This is a genomic window from Baaleninema simplex PCC 7105 (assembly GCF_000332355.1).
Taxonomy (GTDB): domain Bacteria; phylum Cyanobacteriota; class Cyanobacteriia; order Cyanobacteriales; family Geitlerinemataceae; genus Baaleninema; species Baaleninema simplex.
The window spans coordinates 543,883-565,992 of sequence record NZ_KB235958.1 but is presented as its reverse complement, the minus strand read 5'-3'; the positions used below and the strand labels follow the sequence as shown (position 1 = coordinate 565,992).

The window sequence follows — 22,110 nt, the reverse complement described above, 5'->3', positions numbered from 1 at the left end:
AAACTATTACCTGTCAAGTGTCTCCACTGTTCGCGGTTCACTGCTCACTGTTGACTGTCAAAGGGGACAAGGAAGAAGATACACCTTATCTCCGCACCACCTCATCTCGTTTTTCGGGCGATCGATTGTTATCAAAAAATTTGGGTCTAAAACCCCGCCCCCTTCGACTTGGCTCAGGGCAAGCCTTCGACTTAGCTCAGGGCAAGCCTTCGACTTGGCTCACTTCGACAAGCTCACTTCGACAAGCTCACTTCGACAAGCTCAGTGCAAGCAGTGCAAGCAGTGCGAGCAGGGCAAGCCTTCTAGGGCGGCTTTTGGCAATCCTGTTTTTTGTGCTAGAGTATTCAGGACAATCAAGCTAAACGACAATGCTTGTTCTCGAGTTCAAAGTCAAAGGTAAACCCCACCAATACGCAGCGATTGACGAAGCGATCCGAACCGCACAGTTCGTTCGCAACAAGGCACTGCGCTATTGGATAGATAACCGAGGTGTTAACAAATACGACCTCAACAAATACTGTCGAGTCCTGGCTCGAGAGTATGGCTTTGCCCGAGAACTCAACAGCACGGCTCGTCAAGCCTCAGCCGAACGCGCTTGGTCGGCAATTTCTCGTTTTTTCGAGAACTGTCGCAAGTCTGTTCCTGGACACAAAGGATATCCCAAGTTCAAGAAAAACAGTCGTTCCGTTGAGTATAAAACTTCAGGTTGGAAGTTACTCGACCCCAAGCATATTGTCTTTACGGATAAGAAAAATATAGGACGACTAAAACTGGTTGGAACTTGGGATTTGGCGTTTTACAGTACAGAACAAATCAAACGGGTTCGACTGGTTCGCAGGGCTGACGGTTACTACGCACAGTTCTGCGTTAGTGTCGAGGTTCGAGAAACACTCGAACCGTCAGGAAATACCGTGGGGTTGGATGTCGGACTCAAAGAGTTCTACACCGATTCAAACGGAGAATGCGAACCGAACCCGAGGTTTTACCGAAACGCTGAGAAAAAGCTGAAACGCGCTCACCGAAGGGTGAGCAAAAAACAGAAAGGCTCTGCCAACCGAAAAAAAGCCGTCAATCAACTCGGGCGAGTACACCTCAAAATAAGTCGGCAACGTGAAGAACACGCCAAGAGACTGGCGCGTTGCGTAATCCGATCTAACGATCTGGTGGCCTACGAAGACTTGCGGTGCGACCCCGCGCCGTCGCACGGCGCTAGGGAACGCGCACCAAGAGAGAGGATTAAGAATCTAGTGAGAAACCACTGTCTCGCCAAGTCGATTCACGATGCGGGTTGGTATCAGTTCAGGAAGTGGTTGGAGTATTTTGGGGTGAAGTTCGGCAAGATTACCGTGGCGGTGAATCCTGCCTATACCTCTCAAAAATGCTCGAACTGCGGTGCGATCGTTCAAAAATCTCTTTCGACGAGAACCCATGTTTGTCAGTGTGGTTGTGAGTTAGACAGAGACCATAACGCCGCACGCAACATCCTGAACGCTGCCTTGAGTACGGTAGGGCATACCGGAACTTCGGTTCGGCTTCGCTCACCGAGCGCAGTCGAGGTGAACGCTTCTGGAGATTTGACCGCTACTTTGGCTGGTGCAAACCTGTCAGAGCAAGTCGAATCGTTGAGAGAAGAATCCCCACGCCGTGATAGCTGGGGAGTGTCAATCATCTAAAAATCATGGACGATACGACCAAAATTTTAAGGAGTTTTAGCGGGTCGCTGATTTCGGCAACCATCGCACTGTTGCTGTATCGGTTGACCAACTCTATCGTGCAGACTTTTGCCGATAAGCCCCTTCACACGGACAACACTACGGCGTTAAATATTGCTTCTGCGGTGCGAACCTTAGTTATGGGGTTGAGTGCTTTAGCAACGTTTATTTTTGCGTTTTCGGCGTTGGGATTGTTGCTGTTTGGGTTACAAACTCTGATTCAAAAGGTTTTTGGAAATACGTCGCCGCCTGAGTGAAGTTTGAGGTCGGAGAGTCTTCAGTATATTTTGATGTTTTCGATTCGATTGAATGATATGGGGTGCATCTCACTTTTGTGAAAATCTGAGTTTGAGGTAGGTTGGACTTCGGCAACGCTGCCGTCCCTGGGTGGAGCGATCGCAAAACCCAACAACAGATCGATTCAGTCCAGAGACTCCGATTTGATAAATTTACAGTTTTGAGATGTAGAGGATATCTGTGAAGAAAAGATAAAGAGAGGGAAGGAAGAGGGAAGAGAGGAAGGATAAAAGAGAAGAAGCCAGTTAGACAGAGCCATGACTCGACAAGGATATCCCAGCGACGTGAGTGACGCCGAATGGAAAATCGTGGAACCCCTTCTGCCTCGAGCTAAGTCAGAATCAGGTCGAGGCAGAAAAAGAACCGTGGATATGAGGGCAGTCTACAACGGCATCCGATACGTGTGTCGAACGGGCTGTGCCTGGGAATACTTGCCCCATGACTTCCCCCCCGCAAAAACCGTCTATGGATATTGGCGTAAATGGGAGAAGAAAGGGGTGTGGCAGTATATCCACGACCACTTGAGAGAGGCGCTGCGAAAAAAAAACAGCGAGGGGCAAAAGCCAGCGCTGGCATCATTGACAGTCAATCGGTCAAAACGACAGACGTGGGGGGTACAGACCGAGGGTACGACGGCGGAAAGAAAGTCAACGGCCGCAAGCGACACATCCTGGTAGATACCCTGGGATTGATAATTGTAGTCTTCGCTCATGCCGCGAATCTCGCCGATTCCACCTCGGCCCGAATGCTGCTGACGGAGAGTACCTGGTGTGAGCCAACTCTGGGGCAGGTCTGGGCTGACCAAGGCTATCGTGGTGAGAGGTTACAGCGAGTCGCTCAAGGCTGTGACTTGGAGTTGGAGGTCGTCGAACGGACTGAACCGGGTTTTGTCGTTTTGCCAAGACGCTGGGTCGTCGAACGCACCTTAGCTTGGTTAGGAAAGCACCGACGTTTGAGTAAGGATTACGAGCGTCTTCCTCAGATGAGTGAGTGCTTTGTATATCAAGCCATGACAGCTCTGATGCTCAAACGCCTCACCTCTTAATTTTTTCTTTATAGATACCTTCTACCCATGATATAATCTTTCAACAAAAATTACATTAAATTTAAAATTTTCAGATAATGTCCGACTTTGCGTTGTCTTTACTTAATTGGGTGACAGGGTTTACGCGAGAGCGGTTCGTTCAAAAAACTCGAAATTTAACTCGAGTTCAAGAACGGTTTTTACTCGAACTTTTACGACAGTATCGAGATACAGAATTCGGCAAAGATTACGGATTTCGAGAGATGAAAACCGTTGCGGACTTTCGGAAAAAAATGCCGATCCTGCCGTACCAAAGTTACGAACCTTACATCGATCGCGTGGCAAAAGGAGAACCGAACGTTTTATTACCCGATCCGGTGGTTTATCTTACCTTGACGAGCGGCTCGACAGGTAAGAAAAAATTGATTCCCACGAGTCGGAAATCTCAAAGTGTATTGCGTCGGGCAAACCTGACTAGCCTCGGCTTTTTGACGCGGGGCTTACAGCGCCGAGGACTGAAATTCGGTAAGATTTTGCTGACCAACTCGGCGTTAATTTGGGGACGAACCGAGGGAGGAATCGAGTTCGGACCGGCTAGCGTCGGTGTAATGCGGATGGACAAACGGCTTTATAATACTATCTTTTCTAGCCCGTTCGAGACATTGCGTCCAGCCGATAGCGTGGCGCGTCATTACGTGGCAATTTTATTTGCGTTGCGCGATCGCAGCACTCGGGGAATCGTTGCGAATTTTCCGATGTTGATTTTACGCATCTGTAACTATCTCGATCGCTACGGAGAAGAGATGGTGAGGGATATCGAAAACGGTACGATCGCCGATTGGCTAAACCTCGAACCCGACATCCGAAAACAACTCGAATCCATGTGGGAGGCGGACGGCGATCGCGCCGCCGAACTGCGCCACATCCTCCAAACCGAAGGACGCCTTACACCGAAATCCGTTTGGTCCGAGTCTCTATTTGTCGCAGCGGCGCGGGGGGGAACGTCAGATTTCTACTTTCGCCGTTTTCCCGAATACTTCGGCGAGACACCAATTTTCGGAGCGGTGTTTTCCTCCGCAGAAGGAACCTTTAGTATCTATCCCGATGTAGACACCGACGGCAGTATTTTATCGCTCGAAACCGGCTTTTTCGAGTTTATCCCCGAAGATAGATGGCACGTCGAACAACCCGAAACCCTGCTTCCGACGGAAGTTGAAGCCGGAAAACGCTATCGCATTCTTCTGAGTAGTTACGGCGGCTTTTTCCGATACGACATCGGCGATGTCGTTGAAGTCGTCGGATTTTACAACCAAGCCCCGCTCATCGTCTTCAAACACCGCGCTGGTGGTTTGATTTCTGCGACGACTGAGAAAACCACTGAAGACCACGCCACTCGCGTTATGGATAGTTTACAAGAAGAGTTTGGCGTGCGACTCGAAGATTTTTGTTTGACGTTATCTGAAAACGATTTTCCCGCGCGATATCTAGTGAATATCGAAGTAGCTGAAGGAAAAACTCTGAAAAATCCCGAAGTATTTTTACGCCGCTTTGACGAGCGACTCAGCGAAGAAAATACGCACTATCAAATTTCTCGCAAAAGCGATATTCCGCCGCCGCGTTTGCGAATTTTGAAATCGGGAAGTTACGACATTTTGCGTCAGCGTCAAGTGGAAAAAGGGATTCCCGACTCTCAGTTGAAATTCCCTCATATCAGCGAAGACCGTCAGTTTCTCTCAGATTTACCGCTGTTGGAAGAAGTGGAGATAATTGAGGGTTGATACGGAATCCGCACACCATAACCCCTCTTAAAACGATCGCTCAAAATCGATGTAAGTCTTTGCGTACAGAGACTTTACAGCGAGGACTGCAAAACAGGGTTTTCAAACCTGGATTCCGTATCATCCAATCATCTCCCCATCTCCTCACCCCCGTTACCATGTCGGATTCTCACAAATTACCTCGCTGGCTTGTTCGGCGTTGACGGGACGGGAGAAAAGATAGCCTTGAGCGTATTCACAGCCGAGCTGTCGGAGTTGGTTGAGGTGTTCGGGAATTTCGACGCCTTCGGCGACTGTAGAGATGTTGAGGGTTTCCGCGAGCATGACGATGGACTTGGTAATTGCTAGATTCCCGCGATCGCGCTCCATCGTTTGAACGAAGGACTTATCGATTTTCAGGGTGTCGATGGGGAAACTTCGCAGGCGGGAGAGGGACGAATAGCCCGTTCCAAAATCGTCGATACTCAACTGAACGCCCATTTTTTTGAGTCGTTGTAACGTATCTAACACCGTGGCTTCGTTTTCGACGATGGTGGTTTCGGTAATTTCCAACTTCAGGAAACAGGGATCGAGATGGGTGAGCTTCAACGCTTGTTCGACGCGTTCGACGATCGAAGGTTGAGAAAACTGGCGTCCCGACAGGTTCACGCATACCGTTAACTCTCGGTTGGTAAACTGTTTGCGCCAGCGTTTCATCTGATGGCAGGCTTGAGAGAGAACCCACCACCCCAAGGGAACGATCGCCCCCGTTTCTTCGGCGATGGGGATAAACTCGTCGGGGGAGACGCGACCGAATTCATCGTGATTCCAGCGCAATAGCACCTCGAAACCACTGATGCGTCCCGACATCAGCGAGACGATCGGTTGGTAAAACAGCTCTAACTCCTTGCGATCGAGGGCGTGACGCAAATCGACCCCCAAGCGAAGTTGTTTGAGGTTGTTTCTCGACATGGTGCTGTCGAAGATTTCTTGACGGGCTTTTCCGAGCTGTTTGGCGCGATACATGGCCGTATCGGCGTCTCGCAGCACGTCGGAGGGGGTTTGATAGAGGGTATCGACTAAAACGATGCCGATGCTGGCGGTGACAAAGATTTCCTGATATTCGAGTTCGAGGGGATTTTGGAGCGAGTTTTGTAAGCGATCGGCCAGCAGTTGGGCGTTGGCATCGGCACTCATATCTTGCAGTAAGATGGCGAATTCGTCGCCACTCAGCCGCGCCACAGTATCACCTTGACGAACGAGGGATTTGAGGCGTTTGGCCACTTCGACGAGGAGGCGATCGCCCGCGAGATGTCCCAAACTGTCGTTGATGGACTTAAAGCGATCGAGGTCGAGATACAAGACTGCGAAGCTGTAGTTCGGTTGGCGTTTTTTATAAGCGATCGCTTGAGACAAGCGTTCCATGAACAAGGTTCGGTTGGGAAGTCCCGTTAAGGCATCGTGGAGGGCGTCGTAGCGTAGCTGGACTTCTGCCTTTTTGCGTTCGGTGATGTTGTGACAGTTTACGACGATTCCTTCGAGAGCCGGTTCTGAGAGTAGGTTGGTAATGGCGGCCTCGAAGACGAGAGAGGTTCCGTCGGCGTGGCGAATGCGGAACTCTCGCAGAACTTCGCACTGTCCGGGGAAGCGTCTAGCTTTGTAAAAGGCCCGGCGAACCTTGGGAATTTCAATTTTCTCGAGGAATTGCAACGGTGACTGACCCAAATACTTCTCGCTGGTGTAGCCGAGGAGTTTTTCGGCTGAGGGACTGGCGTAACGCAACATTCCTTGGGCGTCGAGAATGAAAATGGCGTCCGTGACGTTTTCGATCAGGGCGCGAAAGCGTTTTTCGTTGCGTTGGAGCGTGGTTTGGTAGGACAGGCGATCGGTCACGTCGCGGGAGACGGCGACGATTTCCTGAGTAACGTTTCCCTGGGGCGATCGCACGGCGTTAAACGTCGTCTCGAACCATAGGTAATACTCGTTTTTATGGCGGATGCGGTGGGCTAGAGAGATGGGAGTTTCGGGACGGCGAACCACCTCTCGGTAAATCTGACGGAGTCGTTCGATCTCTTTGGGATGGTACAGCTCGAAGGCCGAGCGACCGATGGTCCGATCGGGAGCGTAACCGAGCAGTCGCTGACCGGCTGGTGAGGTGTAGAGAAATATGCCGTCGAGGGTCTGTCGAGAAATCCAATCGGTAGAATGGTCGGCTAAGAGTTGGTAGAGACTCGAACTGTCGGTACGGTCTTGGGTTTCCGTGCGTTCGCGAGCCACTAACAACACGTGAGGCTCGGACGGATCGACCGATACAGCGTTATAAAACAGTTCGAGGACGCGCGGGCGACCGTCTCGATTTTGGCTGTGATAAATTTGCGTGGTGTAACTGTCGCTGGTCAGGGCTAGATGAAATGGATGTGGGGTCGAACCATTGCGATCGCAATCGCTTTCAACTGGAAACAACTCGACAATATCGATTTGGTAAAGGTCGGAGCGAGAACGACCGAGGAGTTTGGCGAATCCTCGGTTGCACCACTGGACTCGTCCGGTGTCGTTCGTCCAAGCGATCGCCTCGGTTAACTCTCCCAATGCGTTTTCAAAGCGATCGACCGCTGCTCGAAGCTGGCGGACGATTGCATTGGTCTTTGCTGGCATGTCCTCTATTCCCAACATTCAGAACTTGGGAATCCCCGATTGAAAAGTTGTGCGATCGATTATAGGCAATGATTCTCGCTGGGGAGGGTAGCAAGAAGATCGGTCGTCATAGAACTTCAAACGACGGCGATCTCGCACAAAAAACACTTTTTTGAACTGCAAACTGTTCCCCATACAACAAACCTTACCGAGCGTGTAAAGTGACAAAAAATAACAATGTTGTAAAAAATCTTAAAAACGCGCCATTTTGAAGGTTGAATCAACCAGTAGCCTTACAACCACTCGTTACAATAGTCTTAGATCCTCGATCGATCTCCCAAAAAATCGACCCAATCTAGTATACGGCGTATTTTTAAACCCGTTATATCCTCCAGTCCGTTCGTCCCCTGACTCGTCCCGATCGCTATCCCGATCGACTGTTCCCGAACTGTTTTGACCTATTCATTGCCTTTATTGTCTTTCACATGACTATTGACGAGATCGTCGAACTCGTTCGTGCCATTGGCGAAACGATGGCTCCCGTGCAGGAAAGCGTATTGCGTCAAGCGTGGCAAGGTGCAACGTATACCCGCATGGAAGCCGATCTAGGATACGACGCTCACTACTTGCGAAACGTTGCCTCTCAATTATGGCGAATTCTCTCAGAAGTTTTCGACGAATCGATTTCTAAAGCCAATTTTCGCGCGATTCTCGAACCGCGATCGCTGACCTCTCAAGAACGGTTATTGCTCGACGAATTGAGCGATCGCGAAGCCGAGCGACCGTCCCCCGAATATCCCGGCGCTCCACTTCCGTTACAGTCGCCCCTGTACGTCGAACGTCCTCCCATCGAAACGCTCACCCAACTCGAACTCCACAAACCGGGCTGTGCGATTCGCATTCGGGGCAGTCGTCGCATGGGAAAAAGTTCGTTGCTGCTGCGGCTTCTCCACAGCGGCCGAGAGTTGGGATACGCCACCGTCACGCTGGATTTCCAACGGGCCGAAACCGAAGTGTTGAGCGATTTAAACAAACTGCTGCGCTGGTTTTGCGCCAACTTGAAGCAACAGTTGGGGTTGTCCACCCCTCTCAACGATATTTGGGACGACGATATTGGCTCGAAAGTCAGCTGTACGCTGTACGTGCAGCACGGCGTTCTCGAAGCCCTCGATCGCCCTTTAGTCTTGGCATTGCAGGAAGTCAACCGCCTGTTCGAGTTTCCCGAGGTTGCCCGCGAGTTCCTACCGATGCTGCGATCGTGGCACGAAGAAGCCAAGCAGGTCGAAACCTGGCAAAAACTGCGCTTGGTGGTGGTTCACTCGACAGAGGTTTACGTTCCCCTCGACATCAACCAATCTCCGTTTAACGTGGGACTGCCCATCGTCTTACCGCCTTTTAATCTCGAGCGCGTCTGCGAACTGGCGCGGCGGTACGGACTGACCTGGCACGACGATCTCCCCGCCTGCCAGCTCGTCGAAACTGTCGGCGGCCATCCCTATCTGGTGTCTCTGGCTCTGTACCACTTACGCCAAGGTAAAAAAGATCTCGATCGCCTTTTAGTCGAAGCCCCCACCTTCGGCGGGATTTACCGCAACTACCTTCAGGAACTGTGGCAGATCCTCCAAGCGCAGCCGATGCTACTGAAAGCTTTAGCGCTCGTCGGGCGATCGCCCGACGGCGTCGAACTCGAACCCGTGTTGGCGTACAAACTCGATAGTTTGGGATTGGTCAAGCTTCAGGGAAACGCCGTCGTGCTGAGCTGTCAGCTATACCGATACTATTTTCAAGAACGGTTGAGAATTTACGAAAATTCGTTGCTGTCGGTCAACTCCGAACGCAGCGATCCGACCCAACTCGACAGCCCGTTTAACGGGTTGTCGGTCGGCGATCGCCCTATCGCCTTAGAACGAGAAGATCGAACCCTCCAACAACTGTGTTACATCGACGAACTCACGCAGATTCCCAACCGACGTTATTTTGACTTGCGATTAGACGATGCTTGGCAAGAGTGCCGTGCTGACAGTCGCCCCTTGGCGATTCTCTCGTGCGACATCGATAGTTTTAAAGCCTATAACGACACCTACGGCTCTGTCCTGGGAGACCTTTGTTTGAAGCAGGTGGCGTTGGGGATCGTCGGCGTCACCGGGGACTGGATGCACGAGCGCGTCGTTGCCCGCTACGGGGGCGAAGAGTTCGTGGTGCTGCTGAGCGATACCGACGCGATCGCCGCCGTACAGATCGCTCGCGAAATTTGTCAGGAAATTCGGATGTTACGCATTCAGCGGGGCGATCGCTCTAACTCGGGTCTGGGGACGATAACGGTGAGCGTCGGTGCAGCGAGCATCGTTCCCGACGAACAGAGCGAACCTGAAGATCTGCGGGAAGCTGCCGAAGCCGCTCTGTACGAGTCGAAACGAAACGGGTGCGATCGCGTGACACTCAGTCCGACCCATCGCGCTGGCTGGAGCGCACAGGAGACGGCGGCTCGCCACAACACAGGCAACGGCACCGATCCCCACTCCGATCCCGCCGCCTCAAACTCCAGCTCGGCACCGTAAGCGCGATGCAATTGGGGGGGGTCGTTCCACCTCAACTCTTGCGATCGCCTCTTTACCATATCTACAAGCAAAACGCAACCTTTTTTTAGTATGTCGGTCGTGAAAGTTCAAACAAGCTATCACGTCGGCGGTAGCCTCGGAAGCGACGCCGCCACCTACGTCGAGCGGGATGCCGACCGCCAGTTGTACCGCGCCCTACATCGGGGAGAGTTTTGCTACGTCCTCAACTGCCGTCAGGTGGGCAAATCTTCCCTACTCGTGCAAACGCGATCGCGCTTACAACAAGACGGCTTTCATTGCACCAGTCTCGACATGACTCGCATTGGCAGCGCCAACCTAATGCCGAGACAGTGGTACAAAAGCATTATCGTCGAGTTAGTGCGGGGATTGGGACTGTTCGGTTGCTTCAACCTGAAACAGTGGTGGGAGACAGTCCGAGATCTCGCACCGCTCCACTGTCTGAGCCAGTTCGTCGAAGACCTGCTGCTGCCTCACTTTCAAGATCGGCACGTCGCAATTTTTTTCGACGAAATCGACAGCGTTCTCAGCCTGGACTTTTCCACAGACGACCTGTTCGCCTGGATTCGGTTTTGCTACAACCAGCAGGCGATCGATCCCCAATACCGACGGTTGCACTTCGCAATTTTCGGCGTGGCCGCCCCGTCCGACCTGGTCGGCGATCGCACCCGCACCCCTTTTAACATCGGTACCGCCATCGACTTACAACCGCTGGACTTAGAAAGAGGGCGACCTCTAATAGAGGGGTTGAGCGGTTGGTTCGAGCGCCCCGATACCGTTTTTCAACAAATTCTCACGTGGACGAACGGCCAACCCTTTTTAACCCAAAAACTCTGTCAACTTGCCGTCCGCGAAGCCGAACTGCTTTGTCTGTGTCCCTATAACGAAACCGATTGGATCGATAAATTAGTGCGATCGCACCTGATCGATCGTTGGGATACCCAGGACGAACCGCCCCACCTGCGAACGGTGCGCGATCGCCTGTTGTACGACGAAAACCGCGCCGGGCGCTTGCTAGGACTGTATCAAACACTCCTCGAGGGCGCAGAGATCCCCAGCGACGACAGCCGCGAACAGCTCGAACTGCTGCTGTCGGGACTCGTCGCCAAGCAAAACGGACGGCTCGAGATTAAAAACCCCATCTATCGCCAAGTCTTCGACAATCGCTGGGTCGAACAGCAACTGCAACGGTTGCGTCCCTACGCCGAAGCTCTCAAAGCCTGGGAAAAATCGAGGTTTCAAGACGAGTCGCGACTGCTCCGGGGAAACGCCCTGGCCGACGCCAAAGCCTGGAGTCAAGGCAAAAACCTCAGCAGCCTCGACTATCAGTTTCTGGCCGCCAGCGATGCGGTCGATCGCCGAGAAATCCAACAAGCCCTCGAAGCCGAACGAACGCGGGCGATCGAAGCCAAACTGATCGCCGAACGCCAACAATCCGAACTCAAACAGCAGACCGCGCAACGCCAAAAGATCTTTATCATCGTTCTGACCACGGCGTTGAGTATCGTGACGATCTTGAGTCTGGCCTTATTATCGGCCTACCGCCAAGTCTCCGACAGCGAGTACAACGAACGCATCGGCGCGATCCGCCAACTGACGCGATACTCCCACGCCTTGTTTACCCTCGACAAACAGCTCGACGCTCAAATCAACGCCCTGCGGGCCCGACAGCAACTGCAACAGCTCGATCGCCCTGCCGATCCCCACACGACAGCAATGGTCGAGATCGCGATCCGTCAAGCCATCTACGGCTCGATCGAAACGAACCATCTGGCAACGAGCATCGGATACAACGGCGTCGCCTACAGTCCAGACGGCGAATTCCTTGCTTTCGTCAACGACATGGGCGTCACCGTCCAACGACGAGACGGAGCGCTCTTGTACCGTCTCACCGAACACGAAGGCCCCGTACTCGGGGTGAGCATTAGCCCCGACAGTCGGGCGATCGCCTCGGCCAGTGGGGACGCCACCATTAAATTCTGGAGCCGCGACGGAACCCTATTGCGTACCCTCACGGGACACGAAGCCCCGGTTTACAATGCCAAATTCAGCCCTGACGGTACCTTACTGGTGTCGGCCAGTCTCGATCGCACCGCTCGCATTTGGCAACGGGACGGCACTCTCCTCACGACGATCGAACAAGGGGGAACCGTGCGCGAAGCGGCGTTCAGCCCCGACGGACGGACGGTCGCGACTGCGAACGCGGATGGAACGGTCGCCCTGTGGCAGTTAGACGGAACCTTAGAACGGATCTTAGTCCAGGCAGAGGTTCCCGCGTTATCTGTGGCGTTCAGTCCCGACGGACGCGCGATCGCGGCCGGATTTAGCGATGGCACGCTCCGCCTGTGGAACCGAGACGGCACGCTGACTCAAACCATCGCGGCCGATCGTACCAGCATTTGGGCGGTGACGTTCAGTCCCGACGGACGAACGGTGTTGTCGGGATCGAACACGAAGATCGTCAAGTTTTGGTCGGTTGAAGACGGAACGCTCCTCAACCGGATTGAAGGATACGGCGGCGTCGTGATGGATATCGTCTTCAGTCCCGATGGGGAAGAATTCGCGACTGCGGCGTGGAACGATGTAATTCGCGTCTTTCGCCCCACAAACTCTCTGTCGCGTCAGTTTGTCGAGCCTGGAGCTAGCATCACGGGAAGCGATTTTTTTCCCGACGGTCAAACCTTTGCCTTGCTCAATCCGAGCGCCCTGTCTCTGCAATCGGTCGATGGGAGTTCCGTGCGTCGCTTCACGGGTAATTTTCCGCTCTACGGTAGCGTGGCGATCGCCCCAGACGGTCGGGCGATCGCCGCCGCTCAAACGGGAAACAAGATCGTTCTGCTCGACCCCGAGGGAACGGAAATCGCCACTTGGCAAGCCCACCGAGCCGACGTGCGCGATCTCGAATTTTCTCCCGACGGTCGGACGCTCGCCTCGACCAGCAGCGATCGCACGGTTCGTCTGTGGACGCGATCGGGAGAGGCTCTGGCAACTTTGTGGGGACACCGGGCGGGAGTGTGGGGCGCGTCTTGGTCTCCCGACGGGGAACTCCTCGCCGCTGGCGGTGGCGATGCTACGGTGCGGGTTTGGTCGCGAGACGGAACCTTTCAACGGGTTTTGATGGGACATCGCTCGATCGTCTTCGATGTGGTGTGGCATCCCGACGGACGATGGTTAGCGTCTGTCTCGGATGATGGAAAAATCCTCGTTTGGAACCGAGACGGTACGCTGGCGCACGCCGTCGAAGCCGCTCACGAAGATGGGATTTGGACGGTCGCTACCAGTCCCGACGGTAAGTTGTTGGCTACGGGAGGCGACGACGGTGTGGTGAAGCTGTGGCGGTGGGACGGAACGCCAGTGGCGACGTTACTCCGACACGACAGTACGGTATTGGCGTTGACGTTTTCTCCCGACGGAACTCAGTTAGTGTCGTCGTCGGACGATCGCACGGCGGTTCTTTGGTATATAGAGGAAGCCATCGATTTCGATCGCGTTCTCGCGGTGGGATGTCATCGCCTTCAAAACTATTTGGAACGTTCTCCCCACTTGAACCACGCCGATCGCCATCTCTGCGACGAGGTCGTCGGTCGATCGCATTTGTCCGAACACTCACGTTACCGAAACCCCTCAGACCACCATCTCTGTAACGAAATCGCCGATCGAGGGCATTTGTCAGAGGACTGTACGAACCGCGACGGCGATCGCCCTCGATAACTTGTCTCGCCGATCGCTGAAAATCTACAATAAATATTCTTTCGGGGTTTTTTGCGATCGCGGCACGATGGCTCGCATCACCCGTTCGTAAGGTTGCACCAGTTTCACGTTTTTCGTGTAGCGGTGGATGGGTTTTCCGACAAACGTAGCTTCGGCGAACTTCACGGATTTGGGAACGGGGTAAAACACGCTGACGTTTTCGTGACGTTTTTTGAGTTCGGCGAGAACCTTACGCGTGATGATGGTATTTTCTGCCATCGTCGGCAGAACTCCCAACAGACGCAGCCGCAGGTTGTACTGGCTGCGAATTTGCGAAATTTCTTCGAGGAGGCGATCGAGTCCCCGCAGCGAGAAGAACTGACACTGAACCGGAACCAACACCGCATCGGCGGCGGCCAGGGCGTTGAGGGTCAACAGTCCCATGTTGGGGGGACAGTCGATGAGGATGGTTCGATACTTAGCTTTGAGGGGATCGAGTTGTCGTTTGAGAACGAAGAAGCGACCGGGATCGTCGGAAATTTCCTTTTCTGCTTCGGCCAGCGTGCTGTCGGTGGGGAGGAGATCGACGCCGCACTCGGTATCGACGATGGGTTCTTCCGCCTCAAGCTGCTGCGTCATCACGTCGTAACTCCCGATTTGGTCGGGTTCGAGTTCGACTCCCAACCCCATCGTCAGGTTTCCCTGCGGGTCGAGATCGACCGCCAAGCAAGATTGCTTTTCGGCCAGCAATCCCGCGAGTGCGATCGCGGACGTGGTTTTTCCGACGCCACCTTTCGGACTGGCAATTGCAACGATCGCCACGGACAACCCCAAATTTGAACGAACGACTCGAAATTTTTCTATCGATCCACTATATCAGGTCGCGGTCTCCGTCAGGTCTCTCCTGCAAATTCGTTACAATAAAACCCGTTTTTCAGACCTCTCTAGAGGTTCCATTGCTTTTATTTTAAAAAACCTAACAAACTCTTGACAAAATGAGTCTTGCTATTTCCTCTGTGTCCTCTGTGTCTCTGTGGTGAATTCCCCCATGAACCTTCGCAGTCCCTTACGCTATCCTGGCGGAAAATCTCGCGCACTCCGCCGCATTTTTGAAAAATTCCCCCCTCAAATTGAGGAATTTCGCGAGCCATTTGTGGGAGGTGGCTCGGTATTTATAGAATTCAAACGCTTGTATCCTCAAATTCCCGTTTGGATTAACGACCTCAACCCAGAAGTTTACTATTTTTGGAAAGTCGCACAGTCTAAGCTATCGGAATTAGTCGAAAAGGTTCGAGACATCAAAGCCAATCGTCGAGACGGACGAGAGTTATTCGAGGAACTTGCAAACGCAGAGGTCGAAAGTTTATCGGAGTGCGATCGCGCCGTTCGCTTTTTCGTCTTAAATCGCATTACGTTTTCCGGAACCATTGAAGCGGGGGGCTATTCTCAAAAGTCTTTCGAGGAACGTTTTACAGAGTCTGCGATCGATCGTTTGGCGAAGCTCGATCGCGTTTTGAAAAATGTTGAAATTACCAATTTAGATTACAGCGAACTTCTCCAAAAATCCGATCGAGATATTTTTATTTTTCTCGATCCGCCTTATTTTACCGCCACTAAATCCAGACTCTACGGAAAACGAGGTGCGTTACACGCCAATTTCGACCATCAGCGATTTGCAGAAGATTTAAAAGCCTGTTCCCACAATTGGTTAATTACCTACGATGATTGTTTAGAAATTCGTCAAAATTTTGAATTTGCCAATCTTTATAAATGGCAGCTTCAGTATGGAATGAATAATTACCAACAAGGAAAAGCCGAAAAAGGAGCGGAACTGTTTATCGCTAATTATTCAACTCAAAAAAATACACAAAAGCTAAACCAAAACAAACGTTCTATACAATTAACGTTAGACTTGTAGCAATGGGTGCATCTCAAAAATTTAAATTTATTAGATGTAACTATTCAGGGGGTATCTCGAAAATTTTCCAGCATGACTTTGAGTGAAATCAGAATAAAAAACAGCCTGCAATTGATTTTCTGGCTGGTTTCTACGCTGCTGTTTCCGACTAAGGCGAGGATCGAACTGCTTTTTGGGGTCTGTACTGACATTCGCCTCGATGGAGAAGAATGCCTGAAACCTATACGTGTCAAGCGTTTAGAGGAATTTGTGCGAGATGTTGACCCCCTTGAACAGTTACAATTTATTAGATACCCCTAAAACTAAACCCATCAGACAACATAACAGATAACAAGACATACTTCTATCAGAACAATCATGAAAAACCGCACTCGTTTAAACCTTCTAGAGATTCGAGGTGTCTCTCTAATTCTATGCAGTATGCTATTCATCGGAAGTATACCCCTCTCTGTCACAGCACAATCGACCAAACATCGCTTGACTTTCCGCGATTGGTGTGCAGAGAGAAACACACTCTATCCAAATGCTAGACATACTGTAGAAGTGTTATTAGAAGAAGCGCAAACTCAGAATTGCAAGCTAGCAGAAGAACGCTTAATGAGTAGTCGATCGCTTATGTTATTGTCGTCTACCATTGAAGATCTTGCTCCTTTAACCTCTCTCACCAATTTAGAACGTATTTCGCTTTATTATTCAAATTTTGATGCTAATTTTTTAACCTCTTTTTCGCTCGGAAATGTAAGTCCTTTGGCTTCTTTGACTAACTTAGAAGCGTTAGTCTCTCTGACTAATTTAAAATCTTTAACTTTGAGCAATGTTAATATTGAAGATATTAGTCCTTTAGCTTCTTTGACCAATTTAGAATCTTTAACTTTGAGCAATAGCAATATTGAAGATATTAGTTTTTTGTCCTCTCTAACAGATTTAGAGTCTTTATCTCTAAGGAATAGTAATATTGACGATCTTAGCTTGGTAGGTTCTCTCACTCATTTAGAATCGCTAAATCTCTCAGAAAATAATATCGAAGATGTCACTCCCTTGATAAATTTAACAAATTTGGTATCGTTAGACTTGTCGCAAAATGATATTGAAGATCTTACCCCTTTAGCATCGCTTAGCAGTCTTAAAGAACTTCGACTCTACCATAATGACATTGAAGATCTTACCCCTTTGGTTTCTTTGGAAAATCTTGAAAGGCTTTTTCTTTATAACAATGAAATTGAAAATGTAACTCCCTTAGCCTCTTTAAATAATCTAAGGGAACTGTGGCTCTATAACAATGATATTGAAGACGTTACTCCGCTAGCCTCTTTAAGCGATCTTGAAGCACTAGCTCTCAGCAACAATGAAATTGAGGACGTGACGCCTCTCGCGGCTCTGAGCGATCTCGAAAAACTTTGGCTCGAAGGAAATGAAGTTGAAGATGCAAGTTCTTTATCGGTTCTATCCAATTTGACATTGCTCGATCTCGCTCGCAACCCAATTTTTTCTCAAATTTGTCCAGTTCGACCCGAATCAATTTGTCAGTGGAACTCTCCTTGACAGGGCGATCGCTCGCTACTTTTTTTACGCACCCATATTTTTTTCAAGTTAGTTGAAATTGGGTGAATTTTGAAAATCTAAACACTAAAAATCTAAACACCAGACGAAACGACTTCCGGTTTTTCCACTTCTCCACGCCAGCGGTAATAGGCCGCACAAGCCCCTTCTGAGGATACCATCGGCGCACCGAGGGGACGTTCTGGCGTGCAGCGAGTCCCAAACGCCGGACATTCATGAGGTTTTTTCAACCCTTGTAAAATCTCGCCGCTAATACATTCGGTGTCGGCGTCTACGGTTTCAGACTGGGTATCGAAACCGAACTTGCGATCGGCGTCGAAGGCTGCGAATTCCGCTTTCAAACCCAAACCACTTCGCGCAATTTCCCCCAAACCCCGCCAACGACGGGGAACCACTTCAAACACCTGAGAAATTAAATGTTGAGCGGGTTGATTTCCCTCCCGAGAGACCGATCGCGCGTATTGGTTTTCCAATTTCGCCTCGCCGCGTTCGAGTTGTTGCAGACACATATAAATTCCCTGCAAAATGTCTACTGGCTCGAATCCCGTCACGACGATGGGAATGTCGTACTCTTCCACGATGGGTTCGTATTCGGTATAGCCCATCACCGTACAAACGTGACCCGCTGCTAAAAACCCTTGAACCCGACAGTTGGGCGAAGACAGAATCGCTTCCATCGCCGGGGGAACCAAGACGTGAGATACCAGTAACGAGACGTTGGTGAAGTTCTGCTGGGCGGCTTGATAAACCGCCATCGCCGTTGCGGGGGCGGTGGTTTCAAACCCCACGGCGAAAAATACCACTTCTTTGTCGGGGTTTTGACGGGCGATTTCGAGAATGTCGAGGGGCGAATAGACGATTTGCACCTGTCCCCCCAAGGCTTTGACACTGAGGAGATCGGTTTCGCTACCGGGAACCCGCAACATATCGCCAAACGAACAGAGGATGGCGTCGGGGCGACGGGCGATCGCGATCGCGCGATCGATGAGTTCGATTGGGGTAACGCACACTGGACAACCCGGCCCGTGAACCAGGGTTACAGTGTCCGGTAACAGGCGATCGATCCCGTATTTGACGATGGAATGGGTTTGTCCTCCACAAATCTCCATAATCGTCCAGGGTCGTGTCACCAAATTGGCGATCGCATCGGCGTAGTGCTGGGCTAAAGTCGGATCGCGGTACTCACTGATAAATTTCATAGGACTGTTGCTAATTGTAAAATTACGAGCGATCGATGTTGTGAAGTTAGGGCTATTTTTGTTGCAAACTGTAACGCGGTCTGCGATAACTGCTCGGCAACTACCGCAAGTCTTTCTCAATAAAAAAATGAGTCTCTACTCCTGCATTTTTATGGTAGTCAAGAAATTTCGTGCGAAACATATAGTTTTTATAAAAATTCTTACAAGGCTTGTCGAAGTTTTTTATAGTAGAAGTGAGGAGGACGGCCGGGCTATAAGTCAGAAGGAATCTGACTTAAGATCTCGGATTCGTCCGCTCGAAAAGGCAACTCAAGCGAGAGTGACGGCTTCAGATGCGATCGGGTTTCGTTAACATTCCTGCTAGTTTGTTCGATCGAAACATCTCATGCACGAAGTCGGTATCATGGAGCGTACCCTAGAAATCGCGATCGATCGCGCCAAATCTAGTGGTGCGACGACAATTCATCGATTAAAAATGCGCGTTGGCGTTCTATCCGGCGTCGTGCCAGAGGCGTTAAACTTTGCCTTTGACGTAGTGTCCGAGGGGACGATCGCCCAAAACGCCACCTTTGAAATCGAAAAAATTCCCGCCCGATGTCACTGTCCCCAATGTCAGACGGACTTTCAACCCGAAGATATCGTTTTTGAATGTCCGAACTGCCATCGAATTACCTCGAAGGTCATCAGCGGAAAAGAACTCGAACTGTCGTCGATGGAGGTTTCCTAAATCAGTTATGTGTGAAAATTGCGGCTGTGCAGTCACCCCAGGAAACGTAAAAATATTGGACGCCGAACGTTCGTCGTCTCACGATCGCGAACACCATCACCATCACCACCATCACAACGGACATCACCACCATCACAGTGAAGGCGATCGCACCCATACCCTAGAAATTCACGAAGCAATTTTATCGAAAAACGATCGCCTCGCCGAACGCAATCGCGGCTTTTTTACCGCCAAAAACTTAGCCGTTTTCAACCTGCTGTCCTCCCCCGGTTCTGGTAAAACCGCCCTTCTCGAACGAACGTTAACCGAACTGGGATCGCGACTTTCGACAGCCGTTATCGTAGGCGATCTCGAAACCGACAACGACGCCCGAAGACTGCGGAAAAGTGGAGCGCAAGCGGTGCAAATCGTCACCGAGAACGTCTGTCACCTCGAAGCGAACATGGTGGCGAACGCCGTCGCCAAACTGAACCTCGATGGCGTCAAACTGCTCTTTATCGAAAACGTGGGAAACCTCGTCTGTCCAGCGGCTTACGACTTAGGAGAAACCCGCCGCATCGTCCTACTTTCGACGACGGAAGGAGAAGACAAACCCCTGAAATATCCCACGATGTTCAAATCCGCCGACGCGGTGGTGGTGAACAAAATCGACATCGCCGAAGTGGTGGGATTCGATCGCGATACCGCCCTCGACAACGTCCGTCGCGTCGCCCCCCAAGCCCAAATCCTCGAAGTTTCTGCGAGAACCGGAGAAGGTTTAGAAGCGTGGTACGACTACCTCGAACGCCAAGTCAGCCAAACGCCGGAATTAGCAATGTTGTAGTGAGTTGAGAGTTGAGAGTTTCTCCCTCTCTCCCCCTCTCCCTTGCGATGAGACTTGCATTTTTACTCTGGTGTGCGTTAGCGGTTCTGGCGGTGACGAACGGCTATATCGGGAGTACGTCAACCACCCGACGCCGACCAAGCACGGGTACGGTGCGGGCTTGAAAAAGCCCGACAGTTGACCAGGCTAAGTCCTTTACGGACTCCGTTATCGAGGTCACGACACCGACGAGTTAGCCAGCTTGTTGCTCTGTCGTCGGTCGTTAAACAGCCCTACTCGGGTTAAGGCAGTGCGACCGACCTCACAAGCCTCGATAACATTGCCGAGGCCAACGTTACATCGCCTAAGCGATAGGAGTAGACAGAAATGTCTAAAACTAACTACGTTTTCGTACTCGATACGAACCGACAGCCCCTCGCACCGTGCCACCCCGCACGGGCTAGGGAACTGTTAGCCAAGGGAAAAGCGGCGGTCTTCCGACGCTACCCGTTCGCCATCGTTTTAAATCGCGCTGTGGGCGACGTGCCGCCCGAAAGCCAACTCAACGCTTCGACTTCGCTCAGCGTTGAGTCCGAGCGGAGTCGAGGACTCAAGATAGACCCCGGTTCTCAAACCACCGGATTGGCTGTCGTCAATGGCGACAAACTCGTGTGGGGCGCGGAATTACAACACCGAGGCGATCGCATTCAAGCGAAATTGGAAACCCGTCGCGCCTGTCGTCGGAGTCGCCGCAACCGCCAAACGCGATACCGCAAGCCTCGGTTTCTCAACCGCACCCGTCCGAAGGGTTGGCTTCCACCGTCTCTCAACGCTTCGGCTCCGCTCAGCGTTGAGTCCGAGCGGAGTCGAGGACTCAACCATCGGGTGGAAACCACGTTGACGTGGGTAAACCGCTTGCGAAAACTTTGCCCCATTGCATCGATCTCTCAAGAACTCGTGCGGTTCGACACCCAGAAACTTCAGAACCCCGAAATCAGCGGGGTTGAGTACCAACAAGGCGAATTGTTTGGCTACGAAGTGCGAGAGTTCTTGTTGGAAAAGTGGGGACGGAAGTGTGCCTATTGCAGAGCTGAGAACGTGCCTCTGGAAGTCGAGCATATCGTCCCCAAGTCTAAAGGCGGAAGCGATCGCGTCTCCAATCTCACCCTGTCGTGCCGTCCGTGCAATCAATCCAAGGGCAACCGCGACGTTCGAGAGTTTCTGTCGGGTAAGCCGTCCGTTCTCGAGCGCATCTTGAGACAAGCCAAAACCCCATTGAAAAATGCGGCTGCGGTAAATGCGACCCGGTGGAAGCTATACCAGCGATTGAAAGAGACGGGTTTGCCCGTCGAAGTGGGAACAGGCGGACAGACCAAGTTCAACCGTACCCGATTGGAGTTTCCGAAAGCTCATTGGCTTGATGCCGCTTGTGTTGGTAAGACGCCATCGCTACATTTAGCAACTGAAACCCCGATGGCGATCGCGAGCAAAGGTCACAGCACGAGATTTCGCACCCTCATCGACCGTTACGGTTTTCCCCGTGCTGTGAGGAAAACGAAGGCGCAGGTCAACGGTTTGCAGGCAGGCGATATCGTGCGAGCGATCGTGCCGAACGGGAAATATCGCGGACAGTGGACGGGGGCGATCGCCGGAGTGCGAAAAAAACGCCCGCCCGCCTTGCGTCCTTTTGGAAAAAAACAGATCGATTTAACCGCTAAAACGCAAATCCAGATCGTTCACAAACAGGATGGCTATGAATACAACATCAATCCGTGCGGGCATTCCTCCCGACGCTGACCGCGAGCGGTACAGCGCGGGGTCCCTGCCCGCTTATAGCTGGATATTGGTATTGCTGTCTGAAGCGATTTCTCCCTTTATCTTCAGTTTTTTAAATTCCCCCCAAGAAGAAAATCCGTAGGGTGCGTGACGCGGCTGAAAAATTTGGTCGAAGTCAGGTCAATGGGATGTTACCGCGCTGAGAGGGTGACAACATAGCTAGACCCCCTGCCTCACAAGGGATAGAGCCTCTAGCCCTCGTTGAAAATGGAGAGATTTGTGAGGCTTCAACGCCATGAGCGCCAACATCCAATCTCTCCAGAGCAGCAGGGATTGACTCCAAGCATAACCGGATAATCCGAGGGAAAAAACACTATGATGAGGAAAACCTTGAGGGGTCAGGTCTGAACGACCTAAATAGGATTGGACGTGAGATTC

The 22,110-nt window shown here is 51.6% G+C and carries 15 protein-coding genes and 1 pseudogene; 12 read left to right on the top strand and 4 right to left on the bottom strand.

Annotated features, from left to right (window positions below):
• The 5 genes from GEI7105_RS39420 to GEI7105_RS0104445 all read left to right on the top strand — a co-directional run.
• On the top strand, window positions 1–362 hold a 362-nt coding region (locus GEI7105_RS39420), incomplete at its 5' end, for a hypothetical protein (protein WP_218959057.1).
• 6 nt (window positions 363–368) lie between these two features.
• The gene (locus tag GEI7105_RS0104460) at window positions 369–1,673 is read left to right on the top strand and encodes an RNA-guided endonuclease InsQ/TnpB family protein (protein ID WP_017659290.1); all 1,305 of its coding nucleotides are present in this window, start codon (window positions 369–371) and stop codon (window positions 1,671–1,673) included.
• A gap of 5 nt (window positions 1,674–1,678) precedes the next feature.
• Window positions 1,679–1,969 (top strand): DUF3082 domain-containing protein, encoded by a 291-nt coding sequence (locus tag GEI7105_RS0104455; protein WP_017659289.1) that lies wholly within the window; start codon window positions 1,679–1,681, stop codon window positions 1,967–1,969.
• 297 nt (window positions 1,970–2,266) lie between these two features.
• Window positions 2,267–3,054, top strand: a protein-coding gene (locus GEI7105_RS33110) for an IS5 family transposase (protein ID WP_202804385.1) whose coding sequence is annotated in 2 segments (ribosomal slippage) — window positions 2,267–2,558 and window positions 2,558–3,054 — 789 coding nt in all. Because the reading frame shifts where the segments join, the coding sequence is not laid out codon by codon here.
• 77 nt (window positions 3,055–3,131) lie between these two features.
• The gene (locus tag GEI7105_RS0104445) at window positions 3,132–4,811 is read left to right on the top strand and encodes a GH3 auxin-responsive promoter family protein (protein WP_017659288.1); all 1,680 of its coding nucleotides are present in this window, start codon (window positions 3,132–3,134) and stop codon (window positions 4,809–4,811) included.
• 153 nt (window positions 4,812–4,964) lie between these two features.
• On the opposite strand, the gene GEI7105_RS29015 is transcribed toward GEI7105_RS0104445, so the two are convergent.
• On the bottom strand, window positions 4,965–7,445 hold the full coding sequence (locus GEI7105_RS29015; protein WP_158413160.1) for a bifunctional diguanylate cyclase/phosphodiesterase: 2,481 nt from the start codon (window positions 7,443–7,445) through the stop codon (window positions 4,965–4,967).
• Between the two features lie 464 nt (window positions 7,446–7,909).
• Between GEI7105_RS29015 and GEI7105_RS34395 the strand changes: the two genes are divergently transcribed.
• On the top strand, window positions 7,910–9,982 hold the full coding sequence (locus GEI7105_RS34395) for an AAA-like domain-containing protein (RefSeq protein ID WP_017659285.1): 2,073 nt from the start codon (window positions 7,910–7,912) through the stop codon (window positions 9,980–9,982).
• 99 nt (window positions 9,983–10,081) lie between these two features.
• On the top strand, window positions 10,082–13,711 hold the full coding sequence (locus tag GEI7105_RS29005; RefSeq protein WP_158413159.1) for an AAA-like domain-containing protein: 3,630 nt from the start codon (window positions 10,082–10,084) through the stop codon (window positions 13,709–13,711).
• A gap of 24 nt (window positions 13,712–13,735) precedes the next feature.
• Here GEI7105_RS29005 and GEI7105_RS0104420 read toward each other — a convergent pair whose 3' ends face one another.
• Window positions 13,736–14,512: a ParA family protein gene (locus tag GEI7105_RS0104420; protein WP_245555368.1), complete on the bottom strand. Its 777-nt coding sequence runs from the start codon at window positions 14,510–14,512 to the stop codon at window positions 13,736–13,738.
• A gap of 226 nt (window positions 14,513–14,738) precedes the next feature.
• Between GEI7105_RS0104420 and GEI7105_RS0104415 the strand changes: the two genes are divergently transcribed.
• Both GEI7105_RS0104415 and GEI7105_RS34390 read left to right on the top strand, forming a co-directional pair.
• On the top strand, window positions 14,739–15,608 hold the full coding sequence (locus tag GEI7105_RS0104415) for a DNA adenine methylase (protein WP_017659282.1): 870 nt from the start codon (window positions 14,739–14,741) through the stop codon (window positions 15,606–15,608).
• Window positions 15,609–15,965: 357 nt separating this feature from the next.
• Complete coding sequence (locus GEI7105_RS34390) at window positions 15,966–17,150, top strand: leucine-rich repeat domain-containing protein (RefSeq protein WP_083862316.1); 1,185 nt, start codon at window positions 15,966–15,968, stop codon at window positions 17,148–17,150.
• Window positions 17,151–17,242: 92 nt separating this feature from the next.
• Here the strand turns inward: GEI7105_RS34390 and hypD are convergent, their stop codons facing one another.
• Window positions 17,243–18,367 (bottom strand): hydrogenase formation protein HypD, encoded by a 1,125-nt coding sequence (hypD, locus tag GEI7105_RS0104395; RefSeq protein WP_017659278.1) that lies wholly within the window; start codon window positions 18,365–18,367, stop codon window positions 17,243–17,245.
• A gap of 385 nt (window positions 18,368–18,752) precedes the next feature.
• Between hypD and hypA the strand changes: the two genes are divergently transcribed.
• From hypA to iscB, 3 genes are all read left to right on the top strand, one after another.
• Complete coding sequence (hypA, locus tag GEI7105_RS0104385) at window positions 18,753–19,094, top strand: hydrogenase maturation nickel metallochaperone HypA (RefSeq protein WP_017659276.1); 342 nt, start codon at window positions 18,753–18,755, stop codon at window positions 19,092–19,094.
• Between the two features lie 55 nt (window positions 19,095–19,149).
• Complete coding sequence (gene hypB, locus GEI7105_RS0104380; RefSeq protein ID WP_017659275.1) at window positions 19,150–19,917, top strand: hydrogenase nickel incorporation protein HypB; 768 nt, start codon at window positions 19,150–19,152, stop codon at window positions 19,915–19,917.
• A 366-nt stretch (window positions 19,918–20,283) separates the two neighbouring features.
• The gene (gene iscB / locus GEI7105_RS0104375; protein ID WP_017659274.1) at window positions 20,284–21,693 is read left to right on the top strand and encodes an RNA-guided endonuclease IscB; all 1,410 of its coding nucleotides are present in this window, start codon (window positions 20,284–20,286) and stop codon (window positions 21,691–21,693) included.
• 198 nt (window positions 21,694–21,891) lie between these two features.
• Here the strand turns inward: iscB and GEI7105_RS39415 are convergent.
• Window positions 21,892–22,110: pseudogene (locus GEI7105_RS39415) on the bottom strand (IS4 family transposase); the annotation flags it as partial.